General features: G+C 64.2%; 13 protein-coding genes. 5 read left to right on the forward strand and 8 right to left on the reverse strand.

The annotated features are described in order from the left end of the window. The first annotated feature begins 9 nt into the window (after window positions 1-9). Window positions 10-984 carry a type II secretion system F family protein gene (locus FJV43_RS12500; RefSeq protein ID WP_239627339.1) on the forward strand — a complete coding sequence of 325 codons (975 nt, stop codon included), beginning with the start codon at window positions 10-12 and terminating at the stop codon, window positions 982-984. A 56-nt stretch (window positions 985-1,040) separates the two neighbouring features. Here the strand turns inward: FJV43_RS12500 and FJV43_RS12505 are convergent, their stop codons facing one another. Further along, a complete protein-coding gene (locus tag FJV43_RS12505) occupies window positions 1,041-1,868 on the reverse strand; it encodes a tetratricopeptide repeat protein (RefSeq protein WP_239627340.1) in 828 nt (275 codons plus the stop codon). 206 nt (window positions 1,869-2,074) lie between these two features. Next, window positions 2,075-2,278: a hypothetical protein gene (locus tag FJV43_RS12510; RefSeq protein ID WP_028177287.1), complete on the reverse strand. Its 204-nt coding sequence runs from the start codon at window positions 2,276-2,278 to the stop codon at window positions 2,075-2,077. A gap of 196 nt (window positions 2,279-2,474) precedes the next feature. On the opposite strand from FJV43_RS12510, the gene FJV43_RS12515 reads away from it, so the two are divergent. The 3 genes from FJV43_RS12515 (at window position 2,475) to FJV43_RS12525 (ending at window position 5,203) form a co-directional block, all read left to right on the forward strand. Beyond that, entirely contained in the window at window positions 2,475-3,848 is a 1,374-nt protein-coding gene (locus tag FJV43_RS12515; protein WP_239627342.1) for a leucyl aminopeptidase family protein, read from the forward strand. Next, window positions 3,841-4,695: an NlpC/P60 family protein gene (locus FJV43_RS12520; protein ID WP_239627343.1), complete on the forward strand. Its 855-nt coding sequence runs from the start codon at window positions 3,841-3,843 to the stop codon at window positions 4,693-4,695. Before FJV43_RS12515 ends, FJV43_RS12520 begins: the two co-directional genes overlap by 8 nt. 178 nt (window positions 4,696-4,873) lie before the next feature. After that, window positions 4,874-5,203 carry a BA14K family protein gene (locus FJV43_RS12525; RefSeq protein WP_239627345.1) on the forward strand — a complete coding sequence of 110 codons (330 nt, stop codon included), beginning with the start codon at window positions 4,874-4,876 and terminating at the stop codon, window positions 5,201-5,203. 126 nt (window positions 5,204-5,329) lie between these two features. Here FJV43_RS12525 and FJV43_RS12530 read toward each other — a convergent pair whose 3' ends face one another. The 6 genes from FJV43_RS12530 to FJV43_RS12555 all read right to left on the reverse strand — a co-directional run bounded on the left by FJV43_RS12530 (window position 5,330) and on the right by FJV43_RS12555 (window position 13,831). Further along, a complete protein-coding gene (locus tag FJV43_RS12530; RefSeq protein WP_239627347.1) occupies window positions 5,330-6,967 on the reverse strand; it encodes an ABC transporter ATP-binding protein in 1,638 nt (545 codons plus the stop codon). Window positions 6,968-6,974: 7 nt separating this feature from the next. Next, window positions 6,975-8,153 (reverse strand): ABC transporter permease, encoded by a 1,179-nt coding sequence (locus tag FJV43_RS12535; protein WP_239627348.1) that lies wholly within the window; start codon window positions 8,151-8,153, stop codon window positions 6,975-6,977. Beyond that, window positions 8,153-9,262 carry a microcin C ABC transporter permease YejB gene (locus FJV43_RS12540; protein WP_239627354.1) on the reverse strand — a complete coding sequence of 370 codons (1,110 nt, stop codon included), beginning with the start codon at window positions 9,260-9,262 and terminating at the stop codon, window positions 8,153-8,155. Before FJV43_RS12540 ends, FJV43_RS12535 begins: the two co-directional genes overlap by 1 nt. A gap of 2 nt (window positions 9,263-9,264) precedes the next feature. After that, window positions 9,265-11,148 (reverse strand): extracellular solute-binding protein, encoded by a 1,884-nt coding sequence (locus tag FJV43_RS12545; protein WP_239627356.1) that lies wholly within the window; start codon window positions 11,146-11,148, stop codon window positions 9,265-9,267. A 14-nt stretch (window positions 11,149-11,162) separates the two neighbouring features. Further along, complete coding sequence (locus FJV43_RS12550) at window positions 11,163-13,064, reverse strand: extracellular solute-binding protein (protein ID WP_239627357.1); 1,902 nt, start codon at window positions 13,062-13,064, stop codon at window positions 11,163-11,165. Window positions 13,065-13,276: 212 nt separating this feature from the next. Further along, on the reverse strand, window positions 13,277-13,831 hold the full coding sequence (locus FJV43_RS12555) for a cytochrome c family protein (protein WP_239627359.1): 555 nt from the start codon (window positions 13,829-13,831) through the stop codon (window positions 13,277-13,279). A 218-nt stretch (window positions 13,832-14,049) separates the two neighbouring features. Between FJV43_RS12555 and FJV43_RS12560 the strand changes: the two genes are divergently transcribed. Then, a complete protein-coding gene (locus tag FJV43_RS12560) occupies window positions 14,050-14,790 on the forward strand; it encodes a 3-deoxy-manno-octulosonate cytidylyltransferase (RefSeq protein WP_239627361.1) in 741 nt (246 codons plus the stop codon). The last annotated feature ends 6 nt before the right edge of the window (window positions 14,791-14,796 follow it).

Genomic DNA, 14,796 nt, shown 5'->3' on the forward strand with positions numbered 1-14,796 from the left:
CGGTGCCGTATGGTCGAATTCCTCGTCTCGAAACTGCACGACGTCCGCTTCATGACCATGCTGCTCGCGGCCGTCGCCGCCAGCGCAACCGTGTATACGCTGGTGATGCCGTTGTTCGCCGGCGAGGGCCTCTCCAAGCGGATGAAGGCGGTGGCAAGCGAGCGTGAGCGCATCCGGCAGCGCGAGCGTGAGCGTCTTCACAAGAGCGAAAAAGTCTCGCTGCGCCAGACCCCGAAGCAGCTCGTTTCCAAGGTGGTCGAGGACTTCAACCTCACCAAATGGCTCGCGCAGGAAGCTGCGCGGGACAAGCTCATCATGGCAGGTTACCGCGGCCAGGCGCCCTACATCACCTTCCTGTTTGCCCGCATGGTCGCCCCGATCGTGCTCTTCATCGGCTCGGCCCTCTACGTCTTCGTGATCGCGCGCATGGAACAGGCGCTGCCGGTCAAGATCGGCATCTGCATCGGCGCTGCCTATCTCGGCCTTCAGGCGCCGATGCTGTTTCTCAGGAATGCGATCGCCAAGCGCCAGCTCTCGATCAAGCGTGCATTTCCCGACGCGCTCGACCTGCTCCTGATCTGCATCGAATCCGGCATGTCGGTCGAGATGGCGTTCCGGAAGGTCGCGACCGAAATCGTGGGTCAGTCGATCGCGCTCTCGGAGGAGTTCACCCTGACCACGGCCGAACTGTCCTATCTGCAGGATCGCAAGGTCGCCTATGAGAACCTTGCACGGCGCACCGGGCTCGAGGGCGTCAAGTCGGTGTGTCTCGCGCTTCAGCAGGCGGAGCGCTACGGCACCCCGCTCGGCCACTCCCTGCGCGTCATGGCGCAGGAGAACCGCGACATGCGCATGAACGAGGCCGAGAAGAAGGCCGCCGCGCTGCCGCCGAAGCTGACGGTGCCGATGATCCTGTTCTTCCTGCCGGTGCTGTTCGTGGTCATTCTCGGGCCGACCGCCATCAAGGTCACGGAGTTGCACTGAGTGAGAGCGGACCGCGCGGTTCGCCACTCAGGCTGAGATCGGGCGATCAGATCTGATCAGTCGGGCTGGCTGAGCGAAGCAACCGGCGTCCGCTTCGGTGCACCGTGCGGGGCCTCGCTGCGGCTGAGCATGTCCTTGAGATAGGCGACATTGGCGGCGGCCTGGTCCGGTGGCAGGTCCGCTTTCACAATGGTCTCCGCTTCCGCGAAGCGGCCCTGGAGACCGACGACCAAGGCGAGGTTCTGCCGCACCCGCGCGCTCGCACGCGGGGAAGCATAGGCCTGCCGCAGCGCCTCTTCGGCTTTCGGCAGCTCTCGCGACAACATGTAGGACAGGCCGAGATTGGAGAGCACGCCGGGATCACCCGGTGCGATCTTGAGCGCGCTCGCGTAGTAAGATCGCGCCTCTTCATGACGGCCCATCTGGTCCAGCGCCGTGCCCTGCACCGAAAGCAGGCGCCAGTCCGGATTGTCGGGCGAATGCGCCTTCGACAGGACGTCGTAAGCCTGCTGGAAATTGCCGTTGTCGGCGAGTGCGCGGCCGTACTGGGCGAGCAGCGCCTTGTTGCCGGGATTGGCGATGGTCGCCTGCTCGAGCACGGCGGCGGCCTGGGCGCGCTGGCCGTTGGCGCGCAAGGCCTGTCCGTAGGCGAGTGCGGCGTTGGCATCCCTGGGATTGGCGCGGTAGCGCTCGCCATAGGCGTCGACGGCACGCGCCGGATCGGTGGACGCGCGGTCGGCGGGAGCCGCCTCCGCCCGGGGGCCGACCGAGCCCGTCACGTCGGAGAGTTTCGACATGGCCGTGCAGCCGCCGAGGCCCATGGCCACCGCTGCGATCAGCGACGTCGAGGCAAGAAGCCGGGCAGGACTGATCCGTTGACGCATGGAGCCTTGATTCTGGAACCGCTTGATCGAGCCGAACGCGCCAGCAATAGAATGTTAACCCTAACGGCCGGTTAACGACGCCCTCTGGCCTCTCGCGGCGGCATCACGGCCGCAACGCTCGCAAAGGCGTGAGGCCGTCCCCTTCCAAACCGTAGGTCTCGGCGCGAGATACGAGATCCGCCCGAGGACGGCGTCCTCTCACCCGGTCAATATTCGATGGCGAGCCGCCGGCGGATTTCGTCGATGCGCTTGTCGAGCGCATCGAACCGCGCGTGGACGGAGCGGTCGTGGAGATAAAAGACGTAGCCGCCGGCAAGGAACGCGAAGATCCAATGGTGATGTTCGATATAGCCAAAAATCGCCTCGACGGCCTGGCCGACGAATGTGACCACGCTCCACACAAATTCCATCGCATTTCCTCCCGGCGCTTCCTCCGGTCGCCTCCGATCTCCACATCTGGCGGCCGCACCCCCGAACCTAGCATGGCCTTGCGGCGCGTAGCAGTTCGCTGAACGGTGACGGCAATGCCGATTGCAGCGGCGCCGAAACTCTGCGAAGTCTCGTCAGTTCGCATGACCCGCTTGATCTGACGATCCGGACCCGCCAATGCCCTCTGTCTTCGAGACGTCGCCCACCGCCATCCCGATCACGTTCGTCACCAAGTCGAGCTGGGATCAGATTGCCGAGACGCTGCCGCCGGCGCAACGCCAGTTTGCCGCCGCGAGCGCCTTTGCCGCCAAGCCTGGCGGCTATCTGGCACTTCCCGCGCCGGACGGGACGATTGCCCAGGTGCTGTTCGGCCTCGAGGATGAGGGTGCAAGATCGCGCGACCTGTTCCGACCCGGGGCCCTGCCCGGCCTGTTGCCGCCAGGCACCTATCGCTTTGCCAACGCACCGCACGATCCGCGGCTGGCGGCGCTCGCCTTCGCACTGGGGTGCTACCGCTTCGCCCGCTACCGCAAGGCGGATCGCCCCGAGGTCCGCTTGGTGCCGCCTGACGGTGTCGACGCGGCCGAGATCGAGCGGATCGCCGATGCCGCAATACTGGCGCGCGACCTCATCAACACGCCGTCCAACGACATGGGTCCGGCGGAACTCGCCGCAGCCGCGCAAGCGCTCGCCACCGAGTTCGGCGCGAGCTTCGCCTGCACCGTCGGCGACGATCTGAAGACGAACTTCCCGCTGATCCACGCCGTCGGCATGGCCTCCAGCCGCGCGCCGCGACTGATCGACATCGGCTGGGGCGATCCTGATCATCCCAAGGTGACGCTGGTCGGCAAGGGCGTGTGTTTCGACACCGGCGGACTCGACCTGAAGCCGTCGAGCGGCATGCTGATCATGAAGAAGGACATGGGCGGCGCCGCCAACGTGCTGGCGCTCGCGCGCATGGTGATGGACGCGAAGCTCAAGGTGCGGCTGCGCGTGCTGATCCCGGCCGTGGAAAACTCGGTCGCCGGCAATGCCTTCCGCCCCCTCGACATCTTCACCTCGCGCAAGGGCATCACAGTCGAGATCGGCAACACCGACGCGGAAGGCCGGCTCGTCCTCGCCGACGCGCTGGCGCTGGCGGACGAGGAGAAGCCCGAACTGCTGATCGATCTGGGCACGCTGACGGGCGCGGCCCGCGTCGCGCTGGGGCCGGATTTGCCGCCCTTCTACACCAATGATGAGACGCTGGCCACCGACGTCGCGCGCTGCGCGGCGAAGGAGAACGATCCGTTGTGGCGCATGCCGCTGTGGCCGCCTTACGATGCCTGGCTGGACTCCAAGACGGCCACCATCACCAACGCGCCGTCCGGCGGCTTCGCCGGCTCGATCACTTGCGCGCTGTTCCTGCAACGCTTCGTCGAGCACGCCGGGAGCTGGCTGCATGTCGACATCTATGGTTGGACGCCGTCGGCGAAGCCGGCGCGGCCCGAAGGCGGCGAGTGCCAGGCCGCTCGCGCCCTCTACACATTGCTGAGCGAGCGCTATGCATGATCCCAAACATGATCCACGGCTGACGCCGGCGCGGGGCGATATCGCCGCGAAATATCTCGAAGGCACCGTCGAGGCGGATCGCTTCGTCACCGGGGAGGAATTCGAGGTGGTCGAGGCGATCGCACCGGTGCGCGAGCAACCGTCCTCGAACGCCATGCTGATGACGGAAGCGCTGCGCGGCGAGCGCGTCACGGTCTACGACCGCAACGGCGAGGGGTGGGCCTGGGGCCAACTCAATAGCGACGGCTATGTCGGCTGGCTTCCCGACGCGGCGCTCGTGAAGCCGACGGCCGCGCCGACGCACAAGGTGGGCGCACTGCGAACGTTCGCGTTCCCCGGTCCCTCGATCAAGCTGCCGCCGGCCGACACACTCGTGATGGGATCGAAGATGGCCGTGGCGCGCGAGGACGGCTCTTTCGCCGTGACGCGCGACGGGAGATTTTTGCCGGGGACGCATCTCGTCCCGCTCGATCATCGCGAGGCAGATTTCGTGTCGGTGGCCGAGCGCTTCGTCGGCACGCCCTACCTGTGGGGCGGCAAGAGCAGCCTCGGCATCGACTGCTCGGGCCTCGTGCAGATCTCGCTGACCGCCGCAGGCATCGGCTGCCCGCGCGATAGCGACATGCAGCTGGCCGGACTCGGCCGCACGCTGGAGCCTCATGAGCGAGGCAGCTTGCTGCGCGGCGATCTGATCTTCTGGAAGGGCCATGTCGCCATCGTCCGAGATGCCAGCACCATGGTTCACGCCAATGCATATCACATGGCGACCGTGATCGAGCCGATCGAGCCCGCGATTGCGCGGATCAGGCAGGCCGGCAGCGAGGTCGCCGCGATCAAGCGACTCTAGCGGGCCTCCCTCGACCACCGCCTCTCGTTCCACAAGCACACGACGCTTTCCGTGTTTGAACGACAGCATTGGGCCGGGCAGCAAGTATGGCTCACAACGAGCTTGTTGACCGCACCATGTCGATCCACATCTCACCGCGCCGGCTGCACGCCGCGCCGGCTGGTGATGGAGATCGACTATGACTGGACTGAAGATTCTCGCTGCCGCGACCTTGCTGTCGAGCCTGACCTTAAGCACCGCCTACGCGCAGTCTGGCTTTGCAAGCAGCCATCCGGATACGTACGAGGCCGAGTACCCCAACCGCAACCTGAATGGCACACTGACGCCGGCGGGTCGGATAGGCCTCGAGTTGCCGGATGGCGCGGCTCCTGCACAGGGAGCGAACAACGCCCTGGCTCGCATTGACGGCGCTGCCGCCTCACGTTCTTGCGCAGAACGCTACCGATCCTACGATCCCGCAACGGGCACCTACATCGGTCGAGACCGTCGCCGTCATCTCTGCAGGTAACGTCGCGAATTAGGGACCTGCGTCCGCGGCAGGATTTGAGGCGATGCCGAGGCGGCGCCTCAACACCTCCGAGCATTTCGCCTCCGCCCCTCGACGGACTGGTCGCAGTCCCAGCAATGACGACAGCTACGTCGCCACCGAGCCATTCCCGGCCGTCTCCAGCCGGAACGCGGCCGCGAACAGCGCGCGGGTGTAATCCGTCTTCGGATTCTTGAACAGCTCGGCGGCCTGGCCTTCCTCGACCACCTTGCCGCCGCGCATCACGATAAGATGGCTGGCGAGCGAGGCGACGACGCGCAGATCGTGCGAGATGAACATGTAGGTGAGATCGCGCTTGCGCTGGAGCTCGCGCAAGAGGTCGACCATCTGCGCCTGGAACAGCATGTCGAGCGCGCTGGTCGGCTCGTCCAGCACGACGAAATCCGGCTCCAGCACCACCGCGCGCGCGATGCTGATGCGCTGGCGCTGGCCGCCGGAGAATTCATGCGGATAGCGGAAACGCGTATCCGGATTGAGCCCGACATCCTCCAGCGCCTTGACGACGCGCACCTCGCGTTCCTCGCGCGACAGCTTCGGCTGATGCACGGAGAGACCTTCGGCGATGATGTCGGCCACCGACATGCGCGGGCTGAGCGAGCCGAACGGATCCTGGAACACGATCTGCATGTCGCGCCGGAACGGCCGCATCTCCTTGAAGCGCAGGCCCTGGATGTCCTTGCCCAGGAACACGATGCGCCCGTCCGAGGAGATCAGCCGCAGCAATGCGAGACCCAGCGTGGTCTTGCCCGAGCCGGATTCGCCGACGACCCCGAGCGTCTCGCCCTTGCGCACGGCGACGCTGACGCCGTCGACCGCCTTGATGTGGCCGACCGTCTTGCGCATCAGGCCGCGCTTGATCGGAAACCAGACTTTGAGATCGTCGGCCGACATCACGACGGGCGCATCCGGCTGCGGCGGCGCCGGATCGGGCTTCGGCTCCGCCGCGAGCAGGTCGCGCGTATAGGGATGCTTCGGGGTCTTGAAGACCTGCTCGACCGGTCCCTGCTCGACGACCACGCCCCCCTTCATGACGCAGACGGTGTCGGCGATGCGGCGGACGATGCCGAGATCGTGGGTGATGAACAGCAGGCTCATGCCGAGCCGCGAACGGATCTCGGCGAGCAGCGCCAGGATCTGCGCCTGCACGGTGACGTCGAGCGCCGTCGTCGGCTCGTCTGCGATCAGAAGGTCCGGCTCGTTGGCGAGCGCCATCGCGATCATCACGCGCTGGCGCTGGCCGCCGGAAAGCTGGTGCGGATAGCTCTTCAGCCGCGTCTCGGGCTCGGGAATGCCGACCTGCGTCAGCAATTCCAGCGTCCGCCTGCGCGCCTCGGCATTGCTGGTGGGATTGTGCAGCTGGATGATCTCGCCGATCTGCGCCTCGATCGTGTGCAGCGGATTGAGCGAGGTCATCGGCTCCTGGAAGATGATGGAGATGTCGCTGCCGCGAATCTCGCGCATCTTCTGCTCGGACCGGTCGATCAGCTCCTGTCCCTTGAAGCGGATGCTGCCCGAGGGATGCGACGCGTTCGGATAGGGCAACAGCTTCAGGATCGAGAGCGCGCTGACCGACTTGCCGGAACCGGATTCGCCGACCAGCGCGACGCATTCGCCGCGCTTGATCTGGAACGACACCTTGTCGACCGCGAGCGTGGTGCCACCGCCCTGGTGGAAAGCCACCGAGAGATCGCGCACGCTGAGCAGGGGCTGGTTGATCGCGTCCATCACGCCCTCACCTGAACGTCTTGCGCGGATCGAAGGCGTCGCGCACGGCTTCGCCGATGAAGATCAGGAGCGACAGCATGATCGCGACCGAGAAGAAGCCGGAGAAACCGAGCCAGGGTGCCTGCACGTTCGATTTGGCCTGCGACAGCAATTCGCCCAGCGAAGGCGATCCCGGCGGCAGGCCAAAGCCCAGGAAATCGAGCGCCGTCAGCGTCATCACCGAACTCGACACGATGAAGGGCAGGAACGTCATGGTCGCGACCATCGCGTTCGGCAGCAGGTGGCGGAACATGATGACCGGGTTGGAGACGCCGAGCGCCCGCGCCGCCTGGATATATTCGAAGTTGCGCCCGCGCAGGAACTCGGCCCGCACCAGACCGACCAGCGAGACCCAGGAGAACAGCAGCAGGATGCCGAGCAGCACGAAGAAGCCGGGCACGAGGACCGAAGACAGGATCAGGAGAAGATAGAGCGAGGGAATCGCCGTCCAGATCTCGATGAAGCGCTGGAAGATGAGGTCAACCCGGCCGCCGAAATAGCCCTGCACCGCCCCCGCCGCGATGCCGATGACGGACGAGACGATCGTGAGACAAAGTCCGAACAGCACCGAGATGCGGAAGCCATAGATCAATCGCGCCACCACGTCGCGACCCTGATCGTCGGTGCCGAGCCAATTATATTCGAGGTCGCGGCAGCTCTTCAGCCCCTTCTTCTCCACCACGGGCTGACACTGCTTCTCCGTCAACATCCAGGTCGGCGGCGACGGCGCCGGCGTCGGCAAATCGAGATTGTGGGTATCGTAGGAATAGCGGATCAGGGGCCAGACGATTGTGCCGTTCTTGTCCTTGATGAGCTTCTGCAAGTACGGATCACGATAGTCGGCCGCCGTCTCGAAATCGCCGCCGAAGGTCGTTTCCGAATAGGTCACGAAGGCGGGCCAATAGAGCCGGCCGTCGAACTTGATCAGGAAGGGCCGATCGTTGGCGATCAGCTCGGCGAACAGCGAGACCACGAACAGGGCGATGAAGAGCCAGAACGACCAGTAGCCGCGGCGATTGGCCTTGAAGTTCTGCCACCGCCGCCTGTTGAGCGGCGAAGGTGCGAACGGCTTTCGCGTGATGGGCACGACCTCTCCCAGCGGAGACGTCGCCGTGGTCTCGACCGGCGTCGGCGCGGTAATCGTCATCAGACCTCCCGCGCCTCGAAATCGATCCGGGGGTCGATCCACATATAGGTCAGGTCGGAGATCAGGTTGATCACGAGACCGACCAGCGAAAAGATGTAGAGCGTGCCGAACACGACGGGATAGTCGCGGTTAAGCACGCTCTCGAAGCTGAGCAGCCCCAGCCCGTCCAGCGAGAAGATGGTCTCGATCAGAAGCGAGCCCGAAAAGAAGGCGTGGATGAAGGTCCCGGGGAAGCCGGCGATCACGATCAACATCGCATTGCGGAAGACATGGCCGTACAGCACCCGGTTCTCGCTGCACCCCTTGGCGCGCGCGGTCATGACGTATTGCTTGCGGATCTCGTCAAGGAACGAGTTCTTGGTCAGGAACGTCATGGTGGTGAACGCGCCGAGGCCCATGGCGATCAGCGGCAGCGTCAGATGCCAGAAATAGTCGATGATCTTCCAATACCAGGGAAACTGCGACCAGCCGTCCGAGGTCAGTCCGCGCAGCGGAAACCAGTTGAAGAACGAGCCGCCGGCAAACAGGATGATGAGGAGGATCGCGAACAGGAAGCCGGGAATGGCATAGCCGAGCACGAGCACCGTCGACGTCCAGGTGTCGAAGCGGGTGCCGTCCTTGATCGCCTTGCGGATGCCGAGCGGGATCGAGATCAGATAGGTGATCAGTGTCAGCCATATCCCCAGCGAGATCGAGACCGGCAGCTTCTCCTTGATCAACTGGATCACGCTGACGTCGCGAAAATAGCTCTTGCCGAAATCGAAACGGGCGAAATTCCAAACCATCAGCGCGAAGCGTTCCGGTGCCGGCTTGTCGAATCCGAACTGCACCTCCAGCTTCTTGATGAAATCGGGGTCGAGCCCCTGCGCGCCGCGGTATTTCGAGTTGATGGCATCGCCGCCGGCACCGACTTGTCCCGGCGCGCGTTGCGCAAAATCGCTACCGCCCGAAATGCGCGATGTGCCGCCGGTATCGGCGCCCGAAAGCTGCGCGATGACGCGCTCGACCGGGCCGCCGGGCGCGAACTGCACCACGATGAAGGACACGAAGAGAATCCCGAGTAGCGTCGGGATCATCAGGAGGATGCGGCGGGCGATATAGGCGCTCATGGCTATTTCGCCTGCTCGAGCTTGGCGGCCTTGGCGGGTTCATGCCACCAGATGTCCGGCGCGCCGACGCCGTTGGCATAGCGCGGCAGCTTCTGCGGATGGCCGAACTGGTCCCAATAGGCCAGCCGGTGCGTCTTGTTGTACCATTGCGGTACCCAGTAGCGGCCGGCGCGGAACAGGCGATCGAAAGCGCGGCAGGCGACGGTCAGCTCTTCGCGGCTGTCAGCCGCCATGATCTTTTCGATCATGGCGTCGATGGCCGGGCTGGCGATGCCCGCGAGATTGTACGAGCCCTTGGTATTCGCGACCTGAGAGGAGAAAAACGAGCGCATGGCGTCGCCCGGCGTCGCCGACATGCTGAAGCGCTGGATCGTCATGTCGAAATCAAAGTCATCCTGACGCGCCCTGTATTGCACCGCATCGACGAGGCGCACGTTCGCTTCGATACCGAGCGTCGCGAGATTCTTGATGTAGGGCGCATGATGCGGCTGGAAGGAAGGCTCATCCAGCAGGAACTCGATCTTGAAGACCTCGCCATTCGGCAGCATCCGCTTGCCGTCCTTGATGGGCACACCCGCCTCGCTCAGCAGTTGCTGCGCCTTGCGCAAGAGGCTGCGGTCCTGCCCGGAGCCGTCCGTGACCGGAGGCGTGAACGGTGCGGTGAAAACGTCGTCCGGAACCTGGCCACGAAACGGCTCGAGCAGCTTCAGCTCTTCCGGCGAAGGCGGCGCATTGCCTGCCATGAGGTCCGAGTTCTGGAATGGCGACACCGTACGGGCATAGGCGCCGTACATGATGGTCTTGTTGGTCCATTCGAAATCGAAAGCGTTGATCAGGGCCTCGCGCACGCGAGGGTCCTTGAATTTCTCGCGTCGCGTGTTGATGAACCAGCCTTGCGCTCCGGAGGGCGTGTCATCGGGCACGACCTCCATCTTGACGCGGCCATCCTTCACCGCCGGAAAGTCATAGCGCGTCGCCCAGATGCGCGAGGTGAACTCCTCGCGATAGAGATAGCTCTTGCCCGTGAAACCTTCGAAGGCGACGTCGCGGTCGCGATAGAATTCATAGCGCACGACATCGAAATTGTAGCTGCCGCGGCAAACCGGCAGATCGGCGGCCCACCAGTCCTTGACCCGCTCGAATTCGATGTAGCGATTGACCTCGAACCTGCCGACCTTGTACGGACCGGAGCCGAGCGGAATATCCAGCGTCGATTCATCGAACGGCCGGGACGCATAATAGGCCTTCGAGAAGATCGGCAGTCCGGCGACATAGAGCGGCACGTCGCGGGCGCGTCCCTTGGCGAAGGTGACGACGAGCGTCGCATCGTCGGTGGCTTCCGCGTTCACGAAGTCACGCATCTGCACGATGATCAGCGGGTGGCCCTTGGCCTTCAGCGTCGTCAACGAAAACGCCGCGTCGTGGGCGGTGAGCCCGGTGCCGTCGTGGAATTTCGCCTCCGGCCGCATCGTGAAGCGATAGACCAGCCTGTCCGGCGATATCTGCACGGATTTTGCGGCAAGCCCGTACATCGCGTCAGGCTCGTCGCTGCCGCGCACCATCAGCGGCGAAAACGTCATGTCCATGCCTTGCGCGCCATCGCCCTTGAGGATGTAGGCGTTGAGCGAGTTGAAGGTCTGGTAGGACTGGTTATACGACCTCGTCGATGGGATGAGCGAGAACGTGCCGCCCTTCGGCGCAGACGGATTGACGTAGTCGAAATGGTGGAAATCGGCGGGATATTTGAGATCGCCGAACGCAGAGATGCCGTGCGCGTCGGTCCCGGCTTCCGAGGCACACGCACTGCGCAACGGCGCACCGATGGACGCCCCGAGGGCGCCGCCAACACCCAAGGCCAGCACATGGCGGCGTGACATCTGCGTCATGCGGGGAATGTCCTTCACGACTTCTTTGCGATCCGCGCCGCCTTGTCTGCGTCGTACCACCAGATGAACGGGAAACCGGACTGACCATATCTGGGCAATTCCGCCGGCCGGCCGAAGCGATCCCAGCGCGCGGTGCGCACCTTGTTGTAGGTCCACTGCGGCACGACATAGTGATTCCACAGCAGCACCCGATCCAGCGCCTTTGTTGCTGCCACCAGGTCGTCGCGATCGGTGGCGTAGATGACCCGTTCGATCAGCTTGTCGATCGCGGGATTCTTGATGCCGGCGATGTTGCGCGATCCGGCGATGTCGGCCGTCTTGGACGACCAGAACTCGCGCTGCTCATTGCCCGGCGACTGAGACTCGCCCCATGAATTGGTGACGACGTCGAAATCCCACTCGCGGGTCCTGTTCTCGTACTGGGTCGGATCGACCGTCCGCACGCTGACGGCAATGCCGAGCCGCTCCAGCGACGGCTTGTAGAACAGCGTGATCCGCTCGAAGCTCGGATCCTGGTTCAGCAACTCCAGCGAAAACTGGGTGCCGGTCTTGACGTCGATCAGCTTGCGGTCGCGCACCTCATAACCAGCCTCCTTGAACAGACGCAGCGCCTCGCGAAGATTCTCCCGGACGGCCTCCGGGCTACCGCCAACCGGATTGCTATAGGGCGTCGTGAAGACCTCGGGCGGGACCTGGGCGCGGACGGTTTCGAGGATCTCGCGCTCCTTGCCCTGCGGCAAGCCGGTCGCCATGAGCTCCTCGATGCCGTCGAAATAGCTGCTGATACGCTTGTACTGACCAAAGAAGATCTGCTTGTTCATCTCCTCGAAGTCGAAGGCGTAGTTGAGCGCACGACGCACGCGGGGGTCGCTGAATTTGGCGCGTCGCAGGTTCGGCACGAACGCCTGCATCACGCCCGAGCTGCGATTGACGAATTCCTCTAGGATCACGCGCTTTTCGCTCACGGCGGGGAAGTCGTAGGCCGTCGCCCAGCTCTTGGCGCTGTTCTCGGTGCGCCAATCGACCTGATCGGCCTTGAAGGCCTCGATCGCGACCGTGGCGTCTCGGAAATATTCGTAGCGCAGCTCGTCGAAATTGTTGCGGCCAACATTGGCGGGGAGGTCGCGGCCCCAATAATCCTTGACGCGCTCCAGCGCGATCGACCGTCCTGCGACGAACTCCTTGACCCTGTAGGGGCCCGAACCGAGCGGCACTTCGAGCGTGGTGGCGGAGACATCGCGCTTGCGGCCCTGCGCGTCCGTCCCCTCCCACCAATGCTTCGGCAAGACCGTAAGCTGTCCCACGATCTGCGGCAATTCGCGATTGCCCGGCGCGTCGAATACGAACTTCACCTCGCGCTCGCCGACCTTCTCGGCCTTCACCACATGGCTGTAGTACGCCGAATACATCGGATGGTGCTTCTTGAAGGAATCGAGCGAGAAGATCACGTCCTCCGGCGTGACGGGCTTGCCGTCATGCCATTTCGCCTGCGGCCGCAACCGATAAGTGACGAAGGAGAAATCGTCCGGGTGGCTGACCGCTTCGGCCAGCGCGCCGTATTCGGTCGAGACCTCGTCAAGCGAGGGCGTGGTGAGGGATTCGTAGATGAAGGCGACGGCACCGGCGACCTGCCCCTTCACACCTGATACCACGATGTTGAAATTGTCGAATGTGCCGACGGCGATCTGGCGCGCGACGCCGCCTTTGGGCGCGTCCGGATTGACGTAGTCGAAGCGCTTGAAGTCGGCGGGGTACTTGACCTTTCCGAACAGGGACAGCGCGTGGCGCCAAGGCAGCTCATTGGAAGACTGCGCCTCGGCCGCGCCGATGGCGGGAACGCCCGCCACGGAACCGAGGATGGGAAGCGCTGCGACCGCAGTGCCGGTGAGCAGAAGATCGCGTCGGGTGATGGCCAAATCAACATCCCTGTCTTGAAGGAGGCTACTCCTTTAAGTTCCTAATATAGACGAGGTTTCGACCGAATATGTGTTGCTTTTTCCTCATCTTGGGGGCCGGACGGCCGATCGAATGCGGCCAAACGCCCCGATAAACTGGCCGCGAGGCCTGGATAAGCAAACGGCCAGGCAATTCAGCCTGGCCGCTCGTTCCAAGATGCGTTCCGGCGGCCTTATTTGGAGGCCGTCGGCAGCGGCTGCGGATGCTCCGACAGCGTGTTCAGATAGGCGATAACGTCGGCGCGCTCGAAATCCTTCTGGATGCCGGCGAAGCCCATCGCGGTGCCAGGAATGAAGCCCTTCGGATTGGCGATGAACTTGTTGAGGTCGTCGAACGTCCAGTTGCCGCCCTTGGCCTTCATGGCGGCCGAGAAGTTGAAGCCAGCACGGCCCTGGCCCTTTGGCTCGCCGACGACGCCATAGAGGTTCGGACCGACCCGATTCGGGCCGCCCTTCTCGAACGTGTGGCAGGCGCCGCACTTCTTGGCGGCCGCCGCGCCCTTCTCGACGGAGGCGGTCTGGAGCAGCTTCTCGATCGGCTCGGACGGTGCCGCCGCAGCGGCGCCCTCCTTGCCATGGCCGGCATCTTCCTTCACCGCGATTTCGAAGCCCGGCTTTTCCGGCATCTTGGGGGAGAACAGCGCGCTCGCGGTGAAGCTCGTCACCAGCAGAAAGAGACAGGTGCCGAGCACGGCACCGAGAATCTTGTTGAGTTCGAAAGAGTCCATTTCCGGCCAGGCCCCACCGCAAGAAGGAAACAGCGGCCCAAGCGGCCGCCAGGACGAGCCTCGGGAGAATCAAACGTTCCTTATTGTTTCCCCGAGTTTTGCCATTGAGATATCGGTTTGCCCGGGGTCTGGCAACCCGTATAAGCGAGCCGGCTTTCAGCCCGTCCCCACTCCATTTCTCGGCGCGGAAAACGCCCCGTTTCCAGGCTCTTGACCCGATGATCGATCCTCGCATCCTGGTGCTGATCCCGGCCCGCATGGCCGCCACCCGCCTGCCCGGCAAGCCGCTCGCCGACATCGCGGGATTGCCGATGATCGTGCATGTGCTGCGCCGGGCCGAGGCTGCTGCAATCGGCCGGGTCGCGGTGGCCACCGACACGCCGGAGATCGCCTCGGTCGTCACCGCCCATGGCGGCGAGGCCGTGATGACCCGCTCCGACCACCCGTCGGGCTCCGACCGCATCCACGAGGCCATGCAGAAGCTCGATCCCGAGGGCAAGGCTGAGATCGTGATCAATCTCCAGGGCGATTTTCCCACCATCACGCCGGCAACGATCCGCGAGGTGCTACCGCCCTTCGACGACCCCGCGGTCGACATCGTCACATTGGCCTCGCAGATCCACACCGAGGAGGAGGACCTCGCGCCGAGCGTGGTCAAGGCCGTCGGTTCGCCGATCGGGCCGAAGCGGTTGCGGGCACTTTATTTCACCCGCGCCACCGCCCCCTACGGCAACGGACCGCGATACCACCACATCGGGCTTTATGCCTATCGCCGCGCGGCGCTGGAGCGGTTCGTGTCGCTGCCGCCTTCGCCCCTGGAACGCCAGGAGAGCCTGGAGCAGTTGCGGGCGATCGAGGCCGGTATGCGCATCGATATCATGATCGTCGACAGCGTGCCCCGCGGCGTCGACACGCCGCCCGATCTCGAAACCGCCCGCAGCATCCTTTCCAAATCCTGAGCCGCT

The sequence above is a fragment of the Bradyrhizobium sp. I71 genome, assembly GCF_022354745.1.
GTDB classification, from domain to species: Bacteria; Pseudomonadota; Alphaproteobacteria; order Rhizobiales; family Xanthobacteraceae; genus Bradyrhizobium; species Bradyrhizobium liaoningense.

Excerpts from the sequence above, each read along its gene's own strand:
- FJV43_RS12500 (WP_239627339.1), top strand. The coding sequence starts at position 10 with ATGGTCGAATTCCTCGTCTCGAAACTGCACGACGTCCGCTTCATGACC.
- FJV43_RS12505 (WP_239627340.1), bottom strand. The coding sequence starts at position 1,868 with ATGCGTCAACGGATCAGTCCTGCCCGGCTTCTTGCCTCGACGTCGCTG.
- FJV43_RS12510 (WP_028177287.1), bottom strand. The coding sequence starts at position 2,278 with ATGGAATTTGTGTGGAGCGTGGTCACATTCGTCGGCCAGGCCGTCGAG.
- FJV43_RS12515 (WP_239627342.1), top strand. The coding sequence starts at position 2,475 with ATGCCCTCTGTCTTCGAGACGTCGCCCACCGCCATCCCGATCACGTTC.
- FJV43_RS12520 (WP_239627343.1), top strand. The coding sequence starts at position 3,841 with ATGCATGATCCCAAACATGATCCACGGCTGACGCCGGCGCGGGGCGAT.
- FJV43_RS12525 (WP_239627345.1), top strand. The coding sequence starts at position 4,874 with ATGACTGGACTGAAGATTCTCGCTGCCGCGACCTTGCTGTCGAGCCTG.
- FJV43_RS12530 (WP_239627347.1), bottom strand. The coding sequence starts at position 6,967 with ATGGACGCGATCAACCAGCCCCTGCTCAGCGTGCGCGATCTCTCGGTG.
- FJV43_RS12535 (WP_239627348.1), bottom strand. The coding sequence starts at position 8,153 with ATGACGATTACCGCGCCGACGCCGGTCGAGACCACGGCGACGTCTCCG.
- FJV43_RS12540 (WP_239627354.1), bottom strand. The coding sequence starts at position 9,262 with ATGAGCGCCTATATCGCCCGCCGCATCCTCCTGATGATCCCGACGCTA.
- FJV43_RS12545 (WP_239627356.1), bottom strand. The coding sequence starts at position 11,148 with ATGACGCAGATGTCACGCCGCCATGTGCTGGCCTTGGGTGTTGGCGGC.
- FJV43_RS12555 (WP_239627359.1), bottom strand. The coding sequence starts at position 13,831 with ATGGACTCTTTCGAACTCAACAAGATTCTCGGTGCCGTGCTCGGCACC.
- FJV43_RS12560 (WP_239627361.1), top strand. The coding sequence starts at position 14,050 with ATGATCGATCCTCGCATCCTGGTGCTGATCCCGGCCCGCATGGCCGCC.